Source organism: Salinibacter grassmerensis (genome assembly GCF_947077765.1).
GTDB classification, from domain to species: Bacteria; Bacteroidota; Rhodothermia; order Rhodothermales; family Salinibacteraceae; genus Salinibacter; species Salinibacter grassmerensis.
The window spans coordinates 18,104-33,964 of sequence record NZ_CAMTTF010000012.1 but is presented as its reverse complement, the minus strand read 5'-3'; the positions used below and the strand labels follow the sequence as shown (position 1 = coordinate 33,964).

The 15,861-nt window shown below is 60.2% G+C and carries 14 protein-coding genes; 9 read left to right on the top strand and 5 right to left on the bottom strand.

Translation table 11 applies throughout. The annotated features are described in order from the left end of the window. A partial coding sequence (locus OJB03_RS15425; RefSeq protein WP_279323347.1) for a SaeA-related protein occupies positions 1–461 on the top strand: 461 nt, incomplete at its 5' end. A 61-nt stretch (positions 462–522) separates the two neighbouring features. Here OJB03_RS15425 and OJB03_RS15420 read toward each other — a convergent pair. Beyond that, positions 523–1,113, bottom strand: coding sequence for a tyrosine-type recombinase/integrase (locus OJB03_RS15420; protein ID WP_263788965.1), 591 nt, complete (start codon positions 1,111–1,113; stop codon positions 523–525). Between the two features lie 1,317 nt (positions 1,114–2,430). Between OJB03_RS15420 and cas3 the strand changes: the two genes are divergently transcribed. The 6 genes from cas3 to OJB03_RS15390 all read left to right on the top strand — a co-directional run bounded on the left by cas3 (position 2,431) and on the right by OJB03_RS15390 (position 10,163). Further along, positions 2,431–4,956: a CRISPR-associated helicase Cas3' gene (gene cas3, locus OJB03_RS15415; RefSeq protein WP_263788964.1), complete on the top strand. Its 2,526-nt coding sequence runs from the start codon at positions 2,431–2,433 to the stop codon at positions 4,954–4,956. Between the two features lie 218 nt (positions 4,957–5,174). Beyond that, entirely contained in the window at positions 5,175–6,470 is a 1,296-nt protein-coding gene (locus tag OJB03_RS15410) for a hypothetical protein (RefSeq protein ID WP_263788963.1), read from the top strand. A gap of 15 nt (positions 6,471–6,485) precedes the next feature. After that, positions 6,486–6,956 carry a type I-E CRISPR-associated protein Cse2/CasB gene (casB, locus tag OJB03_RS15405; RefSeq protein WP_263788962.1) on the top strand — a complete coding sequence of 157 codons (471 nt, stop codon included), beginning with the start codon at positions 6,486–6,488 and terminating at the stop codon, positions 6,954–6,956. Further along, entirely contained in the window at positions 6,949–8,199 is a 1,251-nt protein-coding gene (locus OJB03_RS15400; protein ID WP_263788961.1) for a type I-E CRISPR-associated protein Cas7/Cse4/CasC, read from the top strand. Before casB ends, OJB03_RS15400 begins: the two co-directional genes overlap by 8 nt. Positions 8,200–8,215: 16 nt before the next feature. After that, positions 8,216–8,938 carry a type I-E CRISPR-associated protein Cas5/CasD gene (gene cas5e, locus OJB03_RS15395; protein ID WP_263788960.1) on the top strand — a complete coding sequence of 241 codons (723 nt, stop codon included), beginning with the start codon at positions 8,216–8,218 and terminating at the stop codon, positions 8,936–8,938. A gap of 463 nt (positions 8,939–9,401) precedes the next feature. Beyond that, positions 9,402–10,163 carry a type I-E CRISPR-associated protein Cas6/Cse3/CasE gene (locus OJB03_RS15390; protein WP_263788959.1) on the top strand — a complete coding sequence of 254 codons (762 nt, stop codon included), beginning with the start codon at positions 9,402–9,404 and terminating at the stop codon, positions 10,161–10,163. Between the two features lie 548 nt (positions 10,164–10,711). Here the strand turns inward: OJB03_RS15390 and OJB03_RS15385 are convergent. Then, positions 10,712–10,912 (bottom strand): hypothetical protein, encoded by a 201-nt coding sequence (locus tag OJB03_RS15385; RefSeq protein ID WP_263788958.1) that lies wholly within the window; start codon positions 10,910–10,912, stop codon positions 10,712–10,714. A gap of 317 nt (positions 10,913–11,229) precedes the next feature. Next, the gene (locus OJB03_RS15380) at positions 11,230–12,207 is read right to left on the bottom strand and encodes a ParB N-terminal domain-containing protein (RefSeq protein ID WP_263788957.1); all 978 of its coding nucleotides are present in this window, start codon (positions 12,205–12,207) and stop codon (positions 11,230–11,232) included. 516 nt (positions 12,208–12,723) lie between these two features. On the opposite strand from OJB03_RS15380, the gene OJB03_RS15375 reads away from it, so the two are divergent. Together OJB03_RS15375 and OJB03_RS15370 are read left to right on the top strand one after the other, a co-directional pair. Further along, positions 12,724–13,044: a hypothetical protein gene (locus OJB03_RS15375; RefSeq protein WP_263788956.1), complete on the top strand. Its 321-nt coding sequence runs from the start codon at positions 12,724–12,726 to the stop codon at positions 13,042–13,044. Positions 13,045–13,062: 18 nt separating this feature from the next. Then, a complete protein-coding gene (locus OJB03_RS15370; protein WP_263788955.1) occupies positions 13,063–14,271 on the top strand; it encodes a metallophosphoesterase family protein in 1,209 nt (402 codons plus the stop codon). 18 nt (positions 14,272–14,289) lie between these two features. Here OJB03_RS15370 and OJB03_RS15365 read toward each other — a convergent pair whose 3' ends face one another. Next, complete coding sequence (locus tag OJB03_RS15365) at positions 14,290–14,430, bottom strand: hypothetical protein (protein WP_263788954.1); 141 nt, start codon at positions 14,428–14,430, stop codon at positions 14,290–14,292. Between the two features lie 818 nt (positions 14,431–15,248). Continuing rightward, entirely contained in the window at positions 15,249–15,860 is a 612-nt protein-coding gene (locus tag OJB03_RS15360) for a thermonuclease family protein (RefSeq protein WP_263788953.1), read from the bottom strand. Between the last annotated feature and the right edge of the window lies 1 nt (position 15,861).

Here is a 15,861-nt window from a genome sequence, read left to right as displayed (position 1 = left end):
TCTCACAGACTATGACTTCACCATCCGGCTGGTTGCTTCTTGAGAGCAGGACTGATGCAGGTCGTCTTCCCGTACTTCTCCTTACGGTGATCCTTGCCTTAACGCTTCCCGCCTGCAGCGGAGGCGGCTCCAATGGCGGGAATGGGCCAGCGCCTCCCGCTACGCCGTCGGGACTGAGCGCTACATCCCAGGACGGAGCGGTCGGCTTGGGCTGGAATGCAGCCGATGAAGCAGATACCTACCGCGTCTACCGGGCCACCTCCTCCGGGGTAGACGCCTCTGGCAGCCCGCTTGACACCGGCATCGGCTCAGCGGAGTACACCGACGATAGCGCCGAAAACGGGACGACGTACTACTACGTCGTGACCGCCGTCGCCGAAGAGGGCGAGGAAACCGCCGAGAGCAGCCCGTCCGATGAGGTCGAGAAGACGCCCTTCTCCGAGCCGCCTAGTCGGCCGTGAGGCTCCTGCTCTGCGGGAGCACCAAGTCCAAGGTGAGGGCAGACAGCAACCCAGACACTCGCTACAGGCCCTTCATCGCGCCCTCTAGTTCCTCGTCGACGACGTGGGTGTAGATCATCGTCGTAGACAAGTCGGAGTGCCCGAGTGCCTTCTGCACGAGCCGGATGTTTCCAGTTTCCCGGTAGAGCCGCGTGGCAAAGGTATGCCTCAAGGTATGCGGAGACACGCGCCCGACCTCTTCGATCTCGGCCTTGCGGGCATACCGTTTCACTGAGCGGCGAAGATGGGATGTGGCCACTTCCGTGCCCTTGCGGGTCGGGAGGAGAAACCCTGAGCCCTCAGCGCCTGCTTCTTTGGCTTCGTCTGCGCGCCGCTCCGTCCATTCTTGGAGCTCCTCCAGGAGGTCCTCCCCAACCCAGAGCGTCCGGTCCTTCGCGCCTTTGCCTTCCCGGACCGTCAGTTTCCCGCTCATGAGATCAATATGCTCGGGCCGCAGTGCCGTCGCTTCCGACGCACGCAGGCCGGCCTTGAGCATGAGGCGCATGTAGAGGTAATCTCGACAGGGGCCAAAGTAGCGCTGGTTGGGCTGACCTAAGAGCGAGGACGTCTCGGCCTCAGTGAGGATCTTCGGAAGCTTGTCGGGGCGAGCCATCGGTCCAGAAGGGGAGTAGAAACGGGTCAGAGACAGGTGTTGCCCGAAAACTCTTGCCAGGCCCGATTGTTACGCTTCTCTCTCTTTGCGTAACGCATGCGCGGCCTCAAGCGTCACTTCTAACAAATAGTGGAATTGCGTAACGCATTCACGAATTCGCTTCGTCTCTTGCTTTCTCCAGCAGAGCTTTCCCAGTCCGATGCGTGCAATTTTTCGAGGTGGTCTACCACGCTACTCTGGCGGTTTGCGCTCCCTTAGGACTTGAACAATGAGATTTGATAGGTTGAGGCTATCGTAGTAGGGAACGGGTTATTCCGCCAGTATCATCGTTTCATAGCGGATGTGCGTCGTCTCAAATCGTTGAGGTGTGAGGTCGTGGTCAGAGGGAAGAGCGTGACCTGTCTGGTGAACCCGGCCCTTTCTTTACCAACCCGTGTTTTCGATGAAAAGCCAATTGGCGTAATGGAAGAGCACTGTGGACTCGTGCCCTTGTCTTTTCGATCATAGGTTTTCACCTCTGGAACAGAATGCGCAGCGTTTTTGAGACCCTCACGCACAGGAGGAATACGCTAACGTTGGAGCCGCTTGCGCTGCTGGGAAATGTTTATCCCCGCGTTTGCGGGGTATATATACCAGTGAGGTGCCAAGCAGAAGCTCAATCAGGCCTATTCCCGCGTGTGCGGGGCACACGGATTGCTTTGCCCGTCGGTCGGGTAAAATGTGGGTCTATTCCTGCGTGTGCAGGGCATGCTCTGTCTCGATTTCATTCCATAGGTTTGTCAAAGGTCTATCCCCACGTATGCGGGGCATACTTGGTCGGGTAGCCTCGGTGGATGTCCGCGTAGGGTCTATCCCCGCGTGTGCGGAGCATACTCGTCCATGAGCCCACAGGCGCAGCAAGCGTGAGGTCTATCCCCGCGTGTGCAGAGCATACCTCTCGACAGGGTCGCCCATCTGCGTGAGATAGGGTCTATCTTCGCGTGTGCGGAGCATACCCTGCTACAAATTATCATGCGGGAAATTATCATGCGGGGCAGATCCAGCCCGCAAAGTGACGGGCAAGGGCGAAAACCACAAGCAAATCTCCTCGGGATGCTACCCAGTCACGCGCCTGTCCTCCCAGAGATGGGAGGCAAGAGGTCATTCCCAGGAGGGCCATCCGCGACAGGTCCGCGGCGGGAACGCTGTTTGACACTTCTCAAAACAAAGATATGTCAAAACAAAGAGATCCGGAGTCGGGGGAGATGAAAACAAGCAGGCGGGCGGTTAGCTTGCATTTCCTGAACCGTCCGCTTGATCCTGCACGGCTGATCCTGCATGACCGGTTACGACCCGAGTCAGCACTTCTGGGCCAAGATTGGCGACGACCGCGAGTCCTGGCATCCGCTGGTTGCCCACTCGGCGGACGTTGCGGCCGTATTTGAGTTGCTTCTAAGAAGGACGCAGCTTGGCCAGCGCCTGGGGCTACTGCTCGGCAGAGACCTGTCGGGGGCCGCGTTGCACCGGCTCTGCGCTCTTGCCGTATACCACGACGCCGGAAAAGCCTACCCGGGGTTCCAGCGCCGCGAAGACGGCCACCAAGCCGTGATGGTGCAGTCTGCCGGGGAATTAGCCGAACACCTGCGGTACGGGCAGACGATCCACCAGTGGTTTGAAAACGATTGGGAGTGGACGTTGGCCACTTGGGGGCACCACGGAGAGCCCACTCCGGACGACCCGACGGGAATTGCAGGCAAGTGGACGCCTTCCAGCAAAGAGAAGGTGCGCGAGGTTGCCGGGTGGGCCAGCGGCTGGTACCCTAAGGCCGAAGGCGATGCCGATCCCATCTCCGGCAAGAGGGCGCAGCATTTGTTCATCGGGATTCTCACGCTTGCCGACTGGATCGCGTCGGACGAGCGGTTCTTTCCGTTTAGGAGTTGGCATCCTTGGGAGACGCCTCGGGACCTGACCGTGCCTTCTCTGGCCCGTGAGGTGGCCCGCGAGCGGGCCGAGCACGCCCTTGAGGAAGTGGGGCTCTTTTCATCCAGCGACGTGTCGACCTCGTTCGAAGACATCCTCGAGGGGGACTACGGCCCCTACGGCGTGCAGAGCGCGATGAAAAAGTTCTCTGCCGAGGAGGAAGGCTCGCTTCTTGTGTTGGAGAGCCCAACCGGGTCGGGCAAAACGGAAGGCCAGTACGCCCGGTTTGCCCAGCTGCTCAGCAAGGGGCTCGTAGACAGCTTGTACTTTGCGGTGCCAACTCGCTCCGCCTCAAAAGAGCTTCAGGACCGCTTGGTACGCATTGTAGAGCGGACGTTTGAGGACCCGCCTCGAGTGAGCTTGGCGGCGCCGGGCCACCTCCGAATAGACGATATCGAAGGGGAGTCCAGCGGGCGCTGGAAGGTCGACTGGGCGGAGGACATCGGCGCGGAGGGGTGGGCCTCTGAGCGGTCGAAGCTGTACACCTCGTCTGCAGTGGCGGTCGGCACGGTCGACCAGGCCCTGCTGGCCGTGCTCAAAAACCGCCATGCTCATATGCGCAGGGCCGGGCTCTCAAGAAGCCTGTTGGTCGTAGACGAGGTCCATGCCTCCGATGCCTACATGACCGAGCTTCTCGGCCAGGTGCTGGAGGCGCACCTCGAGGCCGGAGGCCACGCCGTCCTGATGTCTGCGACGCTCGGCTCGGCCGCGCGGGCCCGGTACACAGGCGAGGAGGAGCCAAGCTTCGAGGCGGCAGTCGGGGAAGACTACCCGCGCATCACGCCTCTTGCGGATTCTCCCGACGAGCCTGCTGAACCAAGCTTTGAGGCAGACGTCGACAAGCAAGTCTCCATCGAAGAAAAGGGATGGATCCGGCGGCCAGATGCTATTGCCCGGCGGGCCGAGTCTGCCGCCGAGAGCGGAGCGAAGGTGCTCGTCATTCGCAACAGCGTCAAGCAGGCGCAGAAGACGTACGACGCCCTCGACAAAAGCGTGAGCTTCAGGGCCGGAGGCGTGCCCGTGCCGCACCACAGCAGGTTCTGCGCCGCTGACAGGCGCGTCATGGACAACAGAATCGAAGAGGTGTTCAACAAGTCGCGCCCGGCTGAAGGGCGGGTCTGCGTGGCGACCCAAACGGTCGAACAGAGCCTGGATATCGACGCAGACTACCTAATCACCGACCTCTGCCCGATAGACGTGCTTCTGCAGCGGATTGGGCGGCTCCACCGGCACGAGCACGACCGCGACCGGAAACGGCCTCCCGGCTACGGCGAAGCGCAGTGCCTGGTGGCCACCCCAAGCGCGCGTGACCTTACCGCCCGGATCGATGAGGACGGGTCGGCCTACGCAGGCCCGGGCCTCGGGACCGTCTACCAGGACCTGCGGGTGATCGAAAAAACGTGGCAGTCGCTCCGGTCCCGCTCGGCGATCACGATTCCAGAACACAACCGCCGGCTTATCGAAGAGGCCACCCACCCGACGCGGCTGGAGGAAGTCGAAGCGATAGATGAAAAATGGAAGGCCCACGGAGACAGCGTCCGGAGGTCGGTGCGGGCTTTGACACAACGCGCCGGCGACAACGTTATCGACTTCGAAAAGTCTTATTCCTTTGACGAAGGAAATGGCAGCAACATATTTCCCGATCGCCGGATCCGTACCCGCACAGGACTGGAGTCCATCGAAGTCGAGCTTCCTCGCAGAGTGACTACGCCGCTGGGACAAAGCACAAAGATGGTCTCTCTTTCGCCGTATCTCTTCGACGATCCAGAGCAGATTAGTTTCAACAGCCCAGTGGCCAGCGAGGCCACGCAGAGAGGGGAGGAGTTTCGGTTTCAATTCGATGGCAAACGGTTTAAGTACGCTCAAAAAGGCATTCACCGATGAGCTTGCACCTGAATTTGCTCCGCGACCCTGTTTTTGCCGTCCAGGTTCAGTCTGGCGAAGGAGACCAGCCTGACAAAGGAGCCCAGTCTGATGAAAGAGACCGGGCTAGCAGGAGAAAAGTCAGTCTGCCGGAGGCTTTTAGCCTGCTGCAGGACGGGGAGCTAAAGAGCTTTACGCGCCTTCAGGCGCATCAGTGGCAAGGGTGGGCAACGTTCCTGATGCAGACCGCCGCGATTGTGCTGGAGAAGCGCTCTCCGAGCCGCCCTGAAGAGTGGCGAGATTGCCTCTCCTCGGTCGGGGAGGCCGGCGAGAGCGCCTGGGACCTCACCAGCGACGACGTTGGCCAGGCAGCTTTCATGCAGCCGCCCACCGAATACGAAACCACCGAGGAGTTTATCGAAAGCGGCACATCGAAAGACCATTTCAAAGACGACGTTCCTTTCATTCAAAAAAGCCACGACAACAAAGCCTTTCGGAACCGCGACCCGAGGCCCGACCACCTTGCCTACTCGTTGACGAACGTCCAAATGACCACAAACTACCAGGGGGGCGGCAACTACGGCACGATTAAAACGGGAGGTGGCTTCAACCCCAGGCCGATGGTGGCGCTCAGGAAGTCAGCCGGTTGGGGTTGGGTGATGGAGGAGGCGGAATTTCTCGCAGGGCGCGCCGAGGACTTAGACGAGAATCTCGCGTTTGAGTACAGCCGCGAGGACTCTCCTCTCACGTGGACACACGGCGCAGACGAGCGGCTGCCGGTTCAAGACCAGCACCCACTTTTTCTCGACTGTCCTCGGACATACCGATGGCTCTCCGGCCATGGGCTTTGGGGAGACACCACCGGCGGGACGAAGATTGTGCCTGCAGACGACAATCAGCGCACGGGCGACTGCTGGACTCCACTTGACGGCTCCGAGCCTCTGCGGCCCAACCAATCTCACTTCGAGTACCGCGAGCTTTACGAACTGCTCTTCACGGCAGAGTACACGCGGCCGTTTTCGTTTCGGAAGGACGCTTCTGAGGGAAATGTTTTGCTTACTGCGGTACTGCGAGGCCAGGGGAAAACTCCCCGGCTCTGCCGGCGAGTCATTCCGTTCTCGACGGAGAGCACGGGCCATCCCTTCGGCCCGAATACACCAGTCGCGGATGAGGCTCAGCGCCGGATAGAGATCGCCCGCAACCTGGACGGACTTCTCAGTGCCGTCGATGATATCCTTGGGACGGAGATAGAAACTGGTGACGGGAAATCTAACAAGTCTCCGGCTGCGAACTACTTTCATGAAAAGGTCGACGACCGCTTCTTTGACCGGCTGTTTGAGGCGGGCACTACCGAAGAAGAAGAGCTCCGAGAGTACTGGAGCCGCGCTGTCGGTGGCATCGCGGATGAGGCGTACCGGCGCTCTCGCCAAAACATGCCCAGGGCCGGCGAGGAGTCCTCGAAATGGAAGCGCCTCGGAGAAGCCGACTACGAATACAAATGGGGCCTTCGCTCACATCTTCCTCACTTGGGTTGACCTAAGCTGATCGCTATGACTGCACGTCAATCAAGCACGTGGGAATCAACTCTCGACTCGTTGTACCAGAAACTTGGAAATGGGGAGCAGGCCTCGCTCCGCCGCGGAGAGATGAAAGAGCCGTTCTGGCGAATGCTTGCTGCCATCGGCCGTGAGGAGCCCAGCCTCAGCCGCGAAGATAAAACGCGCTGGTACGAGAAATGGCAGCTGATCATTCAGCTGATTGCGCAGGCCGGTTACAAGGACGTTCCGCTCGGCCGGGCCTTGGCCAAAGCGGACGTCAACGAGTACCGCGTCGACCGGCTACTCAGCGCAGAGGGAAAGGAGATTGACCAGCAGCTCAGAGGGATTGGCAGCCTCCTGGAATCCGCATCTCAAAAAGCAGACTGGCGAGACGCTCGCTACCTTCTTCTAAGCGAGGAGGAGGGATACGACGACGAGCGAGCACGCATCGACATTGCACGAACCTATTATACCTATGAGTAAACCTTTCATCGAGTATCACCTCCTCACGTCGTATCCCGGCACGCTTCTCAACCGGGACGACCGCGGGTTTCCGAAGAAGCTTCAGCTTGGAGGGACGACCCGCACCCGGGTGTCCTCGCAAGCCCAAAAGTACCACTGGCGCAACTACGACGGCCAGGACGCAATCCAAAACTTAGGCCCGATGTCCATCCGCTCCCGGGAGACATTTTACTGGCACCTCGCCGCCGAGCTCGCGGAGGACTACGACCCGGAGCTCTCCGTGGTCATTGCAACGAAGCTCAAGGACGCTGTCTTCGACGACGATGGCCTCGGGGACCTGCCGGACAGCGACGACGAGAGCTTCAGTGCCGTGCTCGAGCAAATGGAAGAGGACCCGCAGGAAGTCAGCGGCTCGGCGCTTGGAAGCAACGATGAGCCCCTCTCTGTCCTCTGCACAAATGCCCCGAAGGTTGTAGGTCCACAGGAGGTCAGTTACCTGGCCACCGTGGCCGAGCAGGTCCTCCAGGAAAACGAAAGCCGAGAGGACGTGGAAGACTTGAAGCTCAAAGACCTCGAGGGAGACGTCAAAAACAACCTCAAGGCCATGGGCAAAGACATCGGTCTAGACGGCGCCATGCACGGCCGAATGGTCACCTCCGACGTGCTGGCCCGGGTCAACGCCGCGGTGCACGTGGCCCACGCCCACACCGTCGGAAAGCAGCAGCGGGAGGACGACTTCTTCACGGCCGTCGACCAGCTTGCCGGAGGAAGTGGAGCGTCTCACAACGATACCAAGCAGCTGACGTCCGGGCTGTACTACCTCTACGTCGCGGTCGACGTCCCGCTTTTGACCGCAAACCTCGAAGGATGCGGCCGCTCGGAGTGGAAAGAGCAGGACCTGGGGCTCACGAAGGCGCTGCTCGAGGCGTTTTGCAAGACCATCTGCTACGCCTCCATCGGCGCGAAGAGAGGCCCTACGGCTCCGTACGCCCTTCCGACCCTCGCGCTGGTCGAGGCCGGCGATAGGCGCCAGCTCGCTCAGATGAGCGAGGCCTTCGTGCCGCCCATCGAGGCGAAAGACGTCGGGCATGCCGCCTCGCAAGCACTGGTCGACGAGGTCCGAGGCTGCGACCGCCTGCTTGGGGAGGACGCCACCGCAGACCGCGCCTACGCGAGCCGCGTCGACCTCAGTGCCGAAGGCGTGGCCCGAGACGTAGGCTCCATCCCTGATCTTGCCAACTGGACCACAACTCACCTGGCCTAGTGACGGCCTCAATTCTATGACGGTCTCAATCCTTCGATTCAAGGCGCCGCTGATGGGGTTTGGGGCTCCGACAACCGGAGCCAAGATTCCCACCCGGCGGTTCCCGCCGCAATCCATGATTTGTGGGCTCATCGCAAACGGCCTGGGCTACGACCAGTCCGAAGCGGAGCGCCACCAGAAGCTGCAGGCGAGCCTCACGTACGCGGCCCGGGCCGACCAGCCCGGGGAGGTGCTGCAAGAGTACCAAACGACGGACCTGGGCCAGCCGAAAATGTATGCCTCATCAAAAACGAAAACGGTCGGCTGGACGACCAGAGGCGAGCCGGAGTTCCGGGACGGAGACAACAAGACCGAGACGGAGCAGACGTACAAGGACTACCTGATGGACGCTTCATACACCGTTGCGGTCCGCTCAACGCTCTTAGGCGAGGAGGCCATCCGGAAGGCTATGATCCGGCCCGAGCGGCCGCTTTTCCTGGGCCGGAAGTGCTGCATCCCGTCCGCGCGGATCTGGCGTGGAACCGTTGAGGCAGAGGACGTTCTGGGCGCCCTCCGCGTCCCGGAGACGTTTTCCGGCGAGGTCGTCGACCGGCCGAGCGTCTGGTGCCCAGCCGAACTGGCGCCGACAGCGCGGTCGTTTACGGTGACCGACAAGAGAGACTGGTCCCAGCAGATCCATTCGGGCCAGCGGCGAGTCGCCCAGCTCCGGCTTTCTGCGGCAGGCTATCAGGAAGGGTAAAAACCTGTAGCAGGGTATGCCCCGCATACGCGGGGACAGACCCTGGTTTGCTAAAAAAGAGCACGAGAAGAAGTAGTATGCCCCACGTACGTGGGGATAAACCCGACGCGTTCTATAGGCGGATTCTCCTCGTCTCATATGCCCCGCACACGCAGGGATAGACCCACCGAAATTCCGCGCCCGACGTTCGCGCTGCGATATGCCCCGCACACGCGGGGATAGACCCAACGTTAACGACTGTACCTACGTGCCGACGAAGCATGCCCCGCACACGCCGGGATAGACCTAACGAACACACGCGAGATGCTCTCCAGCTTCTGTATGCCTTGCATACGCAGGGATAGACCCACCGTCAAGGTGCAGACCCTCGGGGACATGAAGTATGTCCCGCACACGCGGGGGTGAGCTCTTCGTTTTCGTTCACGACCTACTCTCTCTTCCGCACACGCGGAAACAAACCTTCATGTATCTAACAGACGTTCGACTTGACGCTCACACCCTTGCTAAACTGATTCGTGATCACCGCCTTCCCATCGCAACGGCCGACACGGGGTACCGCCTGCACGTTGGCCTGACTGAGGTCTTCGGAGACGACGCCCCGAAGCCTTTCTGGCTCCGGCAGGACGACGGCGATATGCTGACGGTGTTCGGGTACACGGGCAAGCCCGCTGAAGACCTGCGCGCGGCCGCTCAGCTGCATGCGTCTCCGCTTGCGTTCGACGCGCTTGTGGACATCCGCTCGAAACCGATGCCTGAGATTTCCGAGGGAACCGCTCTGGAAATGCACACCCGCGCCTGCCCACAGGTGCAGAAAGCGTCTTCCGGCACCGGAACCAACGCCGACGGAGAGCGCGTCAGCTGGAGGGAAGGGCAGGTGATGGACGCGTACTTGTCAGAGGTGTACCAGCGGGAGGACACCGGCATCGGTAGGGAAGAGGTGTACGTGCCCTGGCTGGCCCGGCAGTTCGACATCCGGGGCGGAGCCCGCGTCCAGTCCGGAGAAGACAACCTGCTAGCCAGTCTTCAGTCTTTCGACTTGAAGCAGGTACGCAGGCGTGACCACACGTCGGGAAGCTCCGCGCTGCAGCGCCTCACGGTTCCGGTCGCTGAAATCAGTGCCCAAATCGAGATCACAGACCAAGACAAGTGGACGAGCCTGGTCTCGTCGGGAATTGGAAAACAGAAGTCGTTTGGTTTCGGAATGATCTTAGTCCGACCAGCATGACACCGAGTCACCTGCACTGACAATCTGTAGCAGGGTATGCCCCGCACACGCGGGGATAGACCCCCAATGCGGTTGGGGCCTTCCGTCGTGCTCGAGTATGCCCCGCACACGCGGGGATGGACCCTTCGTGGATGAAGGTGGTGAAATCACCGCCGAGTATACCCCACAAACGAGGGGATAGACCCTGGTACCAAATGACTACGAAGGTCAACGGTGAGCATGCCCTGCACACGCGGGGATAGACCCATGGCGATTCAGCGAGAGATTACTGCCGACATCTATGCTCCGCATATGCGGAGATAGACCCTACTATATGCCGGATAACATCAAAGAGATCTTGTATGCCCCGCACACGCGAGGATAGGCCCTTTCAGAACGTGCCGAGAGGCGGCGAGGAAGAACATACCCTGCATACGCGGGGATAGGCCCGACTTCTTTCACAAGCGAGGCACGGCGTACCAGTATGCTCCGCACACGCGAAGATAGGCCCTATATGGAGGCGTTCAGGAAGTTGGATGGCACGTATGCCCTGCAGACGCAGGGACAGCCTACCCGCTTCGGCTTCGTAGGCCGGGCGGACTCTCTTTCGTGTCCTGGCTGAGACACACGACGAACTCGATGCCGCCGTGGCCGAGGCGTACGGGTGGGAGCCAGAATCGCCTGAAGAAATGATCCTCCAGCGTCTCGTAGACTCGAACGAGAAGCGACGCACGGAAGAGGAGGAAGGGCGGCATGTCCGCTAGCTCCACGCCGAGTACCAGGGTCCTGAAGAGACAGAGATACAGAGCGACCTTGACGTGGACGTTGAGGCCCGTGGCGACAGCGAGGTCACCCAGCCGCTTCCTTAGCCCTCCTCGGGGATGAAATCACCGGGCTCTCCTTCCGGATATGGGGTGTGGGGGTGCCTCTCTCACCGTCCACCCACCCAGATTTCTGCATCAGGCGGCCACGTGGCGCAGCGCTTGTGTTGGCGCGCTCGGGCGGCCTACCTCTCGTAGGTTCTTCAGGGAAGACACGCCAGTATTTAGAATGGACAGAGAATTTGCTGTCCCGTCCCGTAACCCCGCTATCCCTTCAGCTCCGGCACCATCTCCGCCGCCATCTCCGGCATGCTTTCATTGCTTCTCCACCGCAGCTGCTTCATCGGCTTGTGGAGGCAGTACTTATTCATTGCCTTGATCAGAAGCGCGAGCTTCGCCTTCCGCTCCAGCTGATCGTAGTTGTTGCGCATCTTGTCCGACAGCGCGGAGATCGGGTTCTTCATGTCCTCATCGTCGAAGGTCTTCTTCCAGCTCTCGGCCGGGTACTCTCCGCGGCCGAGGAAGCCATTGAAGAAGTATTCCGCCCGCGTGGGGAAGGTGGGCTTGTACGCGAAGTACGCGAATGCCATCAGGCTTCTGGGCATCTTGTTCTTCAAGGCGCTCTTGTCCGAGCCGGCCTTCTTAATCGCTTCCACGAGCCTGCTGTTTGGCCCGTCGCTGTAGTTGCGGCAAGCTGTGGCAATGTCCACGATCACCGAGTTGCGGACGTTCTCGTACTGGTTGAGCTCCTCCAAGCGATCCTGCTGCCACAAGGCAAGCAAGCGGCAGACTGCAGCCAGCTCCTCGGGCCGCTTGAAGCCCTCGATGCGGAGCACGTCCGCTCCAGTCCGTTTGACGCCGACATCGGCGATCTTGAAGGCGGCAGGGTCGAGGTTGAACGCGACCATGCACTGGACGCTCTCGCCTTTACCTAGCTGCGTGATGGCCTTCAGGCGGTGCTGGCCGTTGATCAATTTTCCCGTGTGCGCGAAGGCAATCGCGTCCGGGCTGACCATCCATTCTCCGTCCCGCATTTGCTCGGCGTAGCGGTCGACGCGGTCCTCCCGCACCTTGCGGTTGCTCGTGTTCTTTTTAAGCCACTCTTGGGCCATCGATGGAGTGATCTCAATGATGCTCATCTCGACCTCCTTGTCGCTTCCAGGTACCCGGTGGTCGATCGCGTCATCCGGTATACTGAATGTAGATACGCCAGACAAAGAATTATTGGTGGTCTGAGTTGCCACAACAATCTATCGTAAACTTTTTAAAATTGATTCGAAGCGCCTAGTGCCTAGTGGGCTACATGCAAAAATATTGAGCTCACTTAGAGCACAATAATTCGGAATAAGATAAGACAGAGAAAGCATTTGGAAGTTCCAAGTAAGTTTGCAGCTACTGACACTCCACATATCGCAGTGCCGTCGTCCGCGAGCTCAGGCGTGAGGAGCACTGTGCTAGAGCGCACTTGCCACTTTGAAAAAACGTTAGAAGTTTCGTTTTGAGGTGACCCTGGGGTGGGTATTTCAGCACTATCATAACCCCGCATGCGGGCACACTCTGCCCTTTTCGAGCCTCTTCGAGCAGCCTATACAGCTACCCGTCGAGACTCGTGTATTCGCCTCGTTCGTGCGACCTGCGGACTGCCCCTGGGGTCATATTGCAAGCTTCGCGGTTCAATCTAGGATTTCATTCCACCCGATGGCACCTCGACCGAGCCAACCCAAGTCACCATCTACGAGGACACCTCCCAGCGGGAAACGGTGGACCTGTCCTTTCTGGAGATCGACCGCAGCGACCTTGACGACCAGACGGTCACGGCCCGCGTCGAGAAGGACTCCACCACCGTCGAAAAGACCTTCCGCTTGCCCGCCGCGGGTGAGGAAACGCGGCTCTTTAGCCGTGGGGATGGGCTTGAAGGGACGGTGTTCGGCGCGCCGACCGACCGGACAGAGAAGGCAATCACTTCCTCCATCGAGCGGCCCTGGTATATGCAGCTTGGCCGCCAGCTTCGGCTCCTTGCGGCGATCCTGTTTGGAGCCTTTCTCTCCTACGTCGTCGTCAAGCTTACGCCTGGACTCTAACAAAGACCAACCACGTATATGATTGCCGACCACTTTCCGGACCACCTCGACCCGCAGGACGAGGACCTGGCCGCGTACGCTCACGAACTCTCCATGGCGGAGGCGCAGCAGTTGGCGGATAGCTACTGCGTAGAGAAGTTGACCATGGCCGAAGCGGCAGAGGAGGCAGGCATTTCGTTGGAGTCGTTCAAACACTTCCGTCGCGCCCATGGGCTCAGGAAGGGCAAGGCCGTGATCGTCGACCAGACGAAGACGATCGAAGAGGGCATCGACCACTTCACCGAAGAGTCCAAACGGCGGGAGATCGACCGGAAGGCGCGGAAGAAAGAGCGGCGTGAGCGGGACAAGGCCGCGCGCCAGTGGTGGAGATTGGAAGACAGCCTGGATGAAGCGGCCGAAGCGTTCCGAGAGGAAAACTACAACCCGCCACGGCTCCGTGTCCGAATGTCCCAAGAGGTCGAGGAGAGGGCCGCTGGTGTGCTGAACCTCCAGGACCTCCACCTGGGCGCCCGGCCAGCAGATGCCGAGGACTTCGACGTTGAGGAGTACCGCGACTCGATCTTGCGGCGCGTACAGACGGCTCTTGAAGACGCCGCACGTCTACGCAAACTGGAGCAGATCTATGTTGTAGGCGGTGGAGACTTGGTTCACTCCGACACGAAAGGCGGACAAACGGCGAGCGGCACCGAGCTGGATATGGCCTGCTCGACCAGCCGAGCCCTTCAGCATGCCATCCACCTTCTCGTCGAGGTGGTGGACATGGCCCGTCAAGTCGGACTGGAAGTGACCATCGTCCCAGTTTTCGGAAACCACGACCGCACCAACGGAGTGGCCGCGGCCATGGCGGCCGGCCAGCGTTTCCACTCGGCCGAGAGCGTCGCGTCGATGGGCTTAGCGGAGCGCCAATATGCGACCTACGGTCGGCATCTACTTTGTCTCACCCACGGCGATTACTCCAAGAAGACGATGCGACGAATGGGCGAGATCATGCGCTCAGAATCCCGCGAAGCGTACGGGTCCACCCAATGGACCTCGCTGTTTGTAGGCCACCTCCACCATAAGGCCATGGACATGGTCGACGAGTCCGGCCGGGTCATCTACCAGACGCCCTCGCCTGTCCCTTTAGATGGCTATCACGACCAGGAGGGCTACGTCGGCAGCCGGAAGGCCATTCAGCTCGTTTTACTGGAACGAGACAGTGGTGGAGACCGGCTACTTCACGCGTGATGTGGCGCCCTTCGAACGTCAGAAGAAGTTAGAAACCGCCCGCAGGAACTTCGCGGCACCAGTCAGAAGATGGCCGGCTGATTTGGCCCATTCGTGCATCTTCACTTCGTCTTCACTGTCGTCGTCATCGTCTTTTTCTACCGTGTCAGTGCTGGACATATGTCTGTTTGGTCTTTGCGGACATAAAACGGACTGTTCAGCTTCCAAAACGAAACGCCGTCGGCGTTGCAGCGCCGATGACTTGTCTCGCAGCCTCGTCCTTCCAGGGACGAGGCTGCGCTGTTTCCGTCTCAATTTTTGTCTTTTCAGAAACTCTCCGATCATCTCATCGGGTGTGGACACGGTAGGTTTCTGGCGCCAAAGTATCAAATGGACGCCGCTTACTACTGTTATTGTCTCAGCGCAAAAAACCGTTCTCAGCGTCGATATGTCCGGGTATGACCGGAACGCAGCTTTGTGAATTCCTTGATCCGTGCGGGTCTAGCGTCTGCCGCCGCGGAATCTCACAGGGCCTAGGCCTTCCCTTTAGATTGGCTTCACATACGGGAAACTCTCGTCTAGATCAGACGAGGATCTGATGTTTGTCCAGATTGGAAAGGCCACTCTTCCAGGTACAAGCCGGGTAGGAGCAACAACTCCCGTGGTCGTGTACATCGAAGGGCCTCCCGTCGACGCTTCTGAGCCAGCCGTCTTGCGGTCGGGCGCCCTGCAGAATCATCCGCTTCTGAGAGATCGCCGTCAACCAGGAGAGGATCGAGACTACTCTCTCAGCCGCAGGCCGATGTCAACCACCGCACCGGGCACCTGCTCTTTATTACTGTTATTGACCACGCCGGCGCATTCTCTTTGGGCACCGCTCCGTGTGGACGGAAGATAGCTGAAGTGAATGACCTACTCGGTCGGTCGCTCCAGGGTCAGGCAGCGGGCTAGAGTATCCGACACCGATGCAGTCATAGGACCACAGACAGGAGGCTTTACTAGTGCACGGACTGCGGCCCGCCAGGAAGCGACTCACACGCCTCTCCATCGCCGTTTCCATCGAGGCCGTGCGGGTCTCCCGGCTGGTGCCGCTCGAAAAACCGCTGCGCTTCCGGCTGGGTGTCGAAGTCCGAGCAGTCGCGGTCCTTCACCGATGTCTCGCCTGGACCTGACGTGCGGTCTCGCCACTCCCACGGCGGTGTCGGATTTCGCTGAGACCATAGGCCGCGGCCGGCGCTTCTGGCCTGGCGCTGCAGGCGGGCGTACTCGGTCGCTCCAGGCGCGTACTGCTCGTAGTACCACCCATACCCATCGCGGATGAGCATGGCACCTAGGTCTCCTCCTCCGGCGGTTATGCGGGCCACAGCACGGCCGTAGCGGCCGATGTCCTCAACGGTCACGCGAACGTCTTTTCCGCCGACGTAGCGCCGTGCGGCTCGCGTGGCGGCCATGCCATAGGACTGCGCGGACTCCGGCGTGTCGACGCCGTGGAGGCGGATCGTGACCTCTCCTCCGGCCGAGCGGCGCACATCATACGTGTCGCCGTCAGTGATCTCCGTGACGCGAGCGGTGAAGGTTTGGCCCGGCTCGACTTGAGCTTGGGCTTCCAAC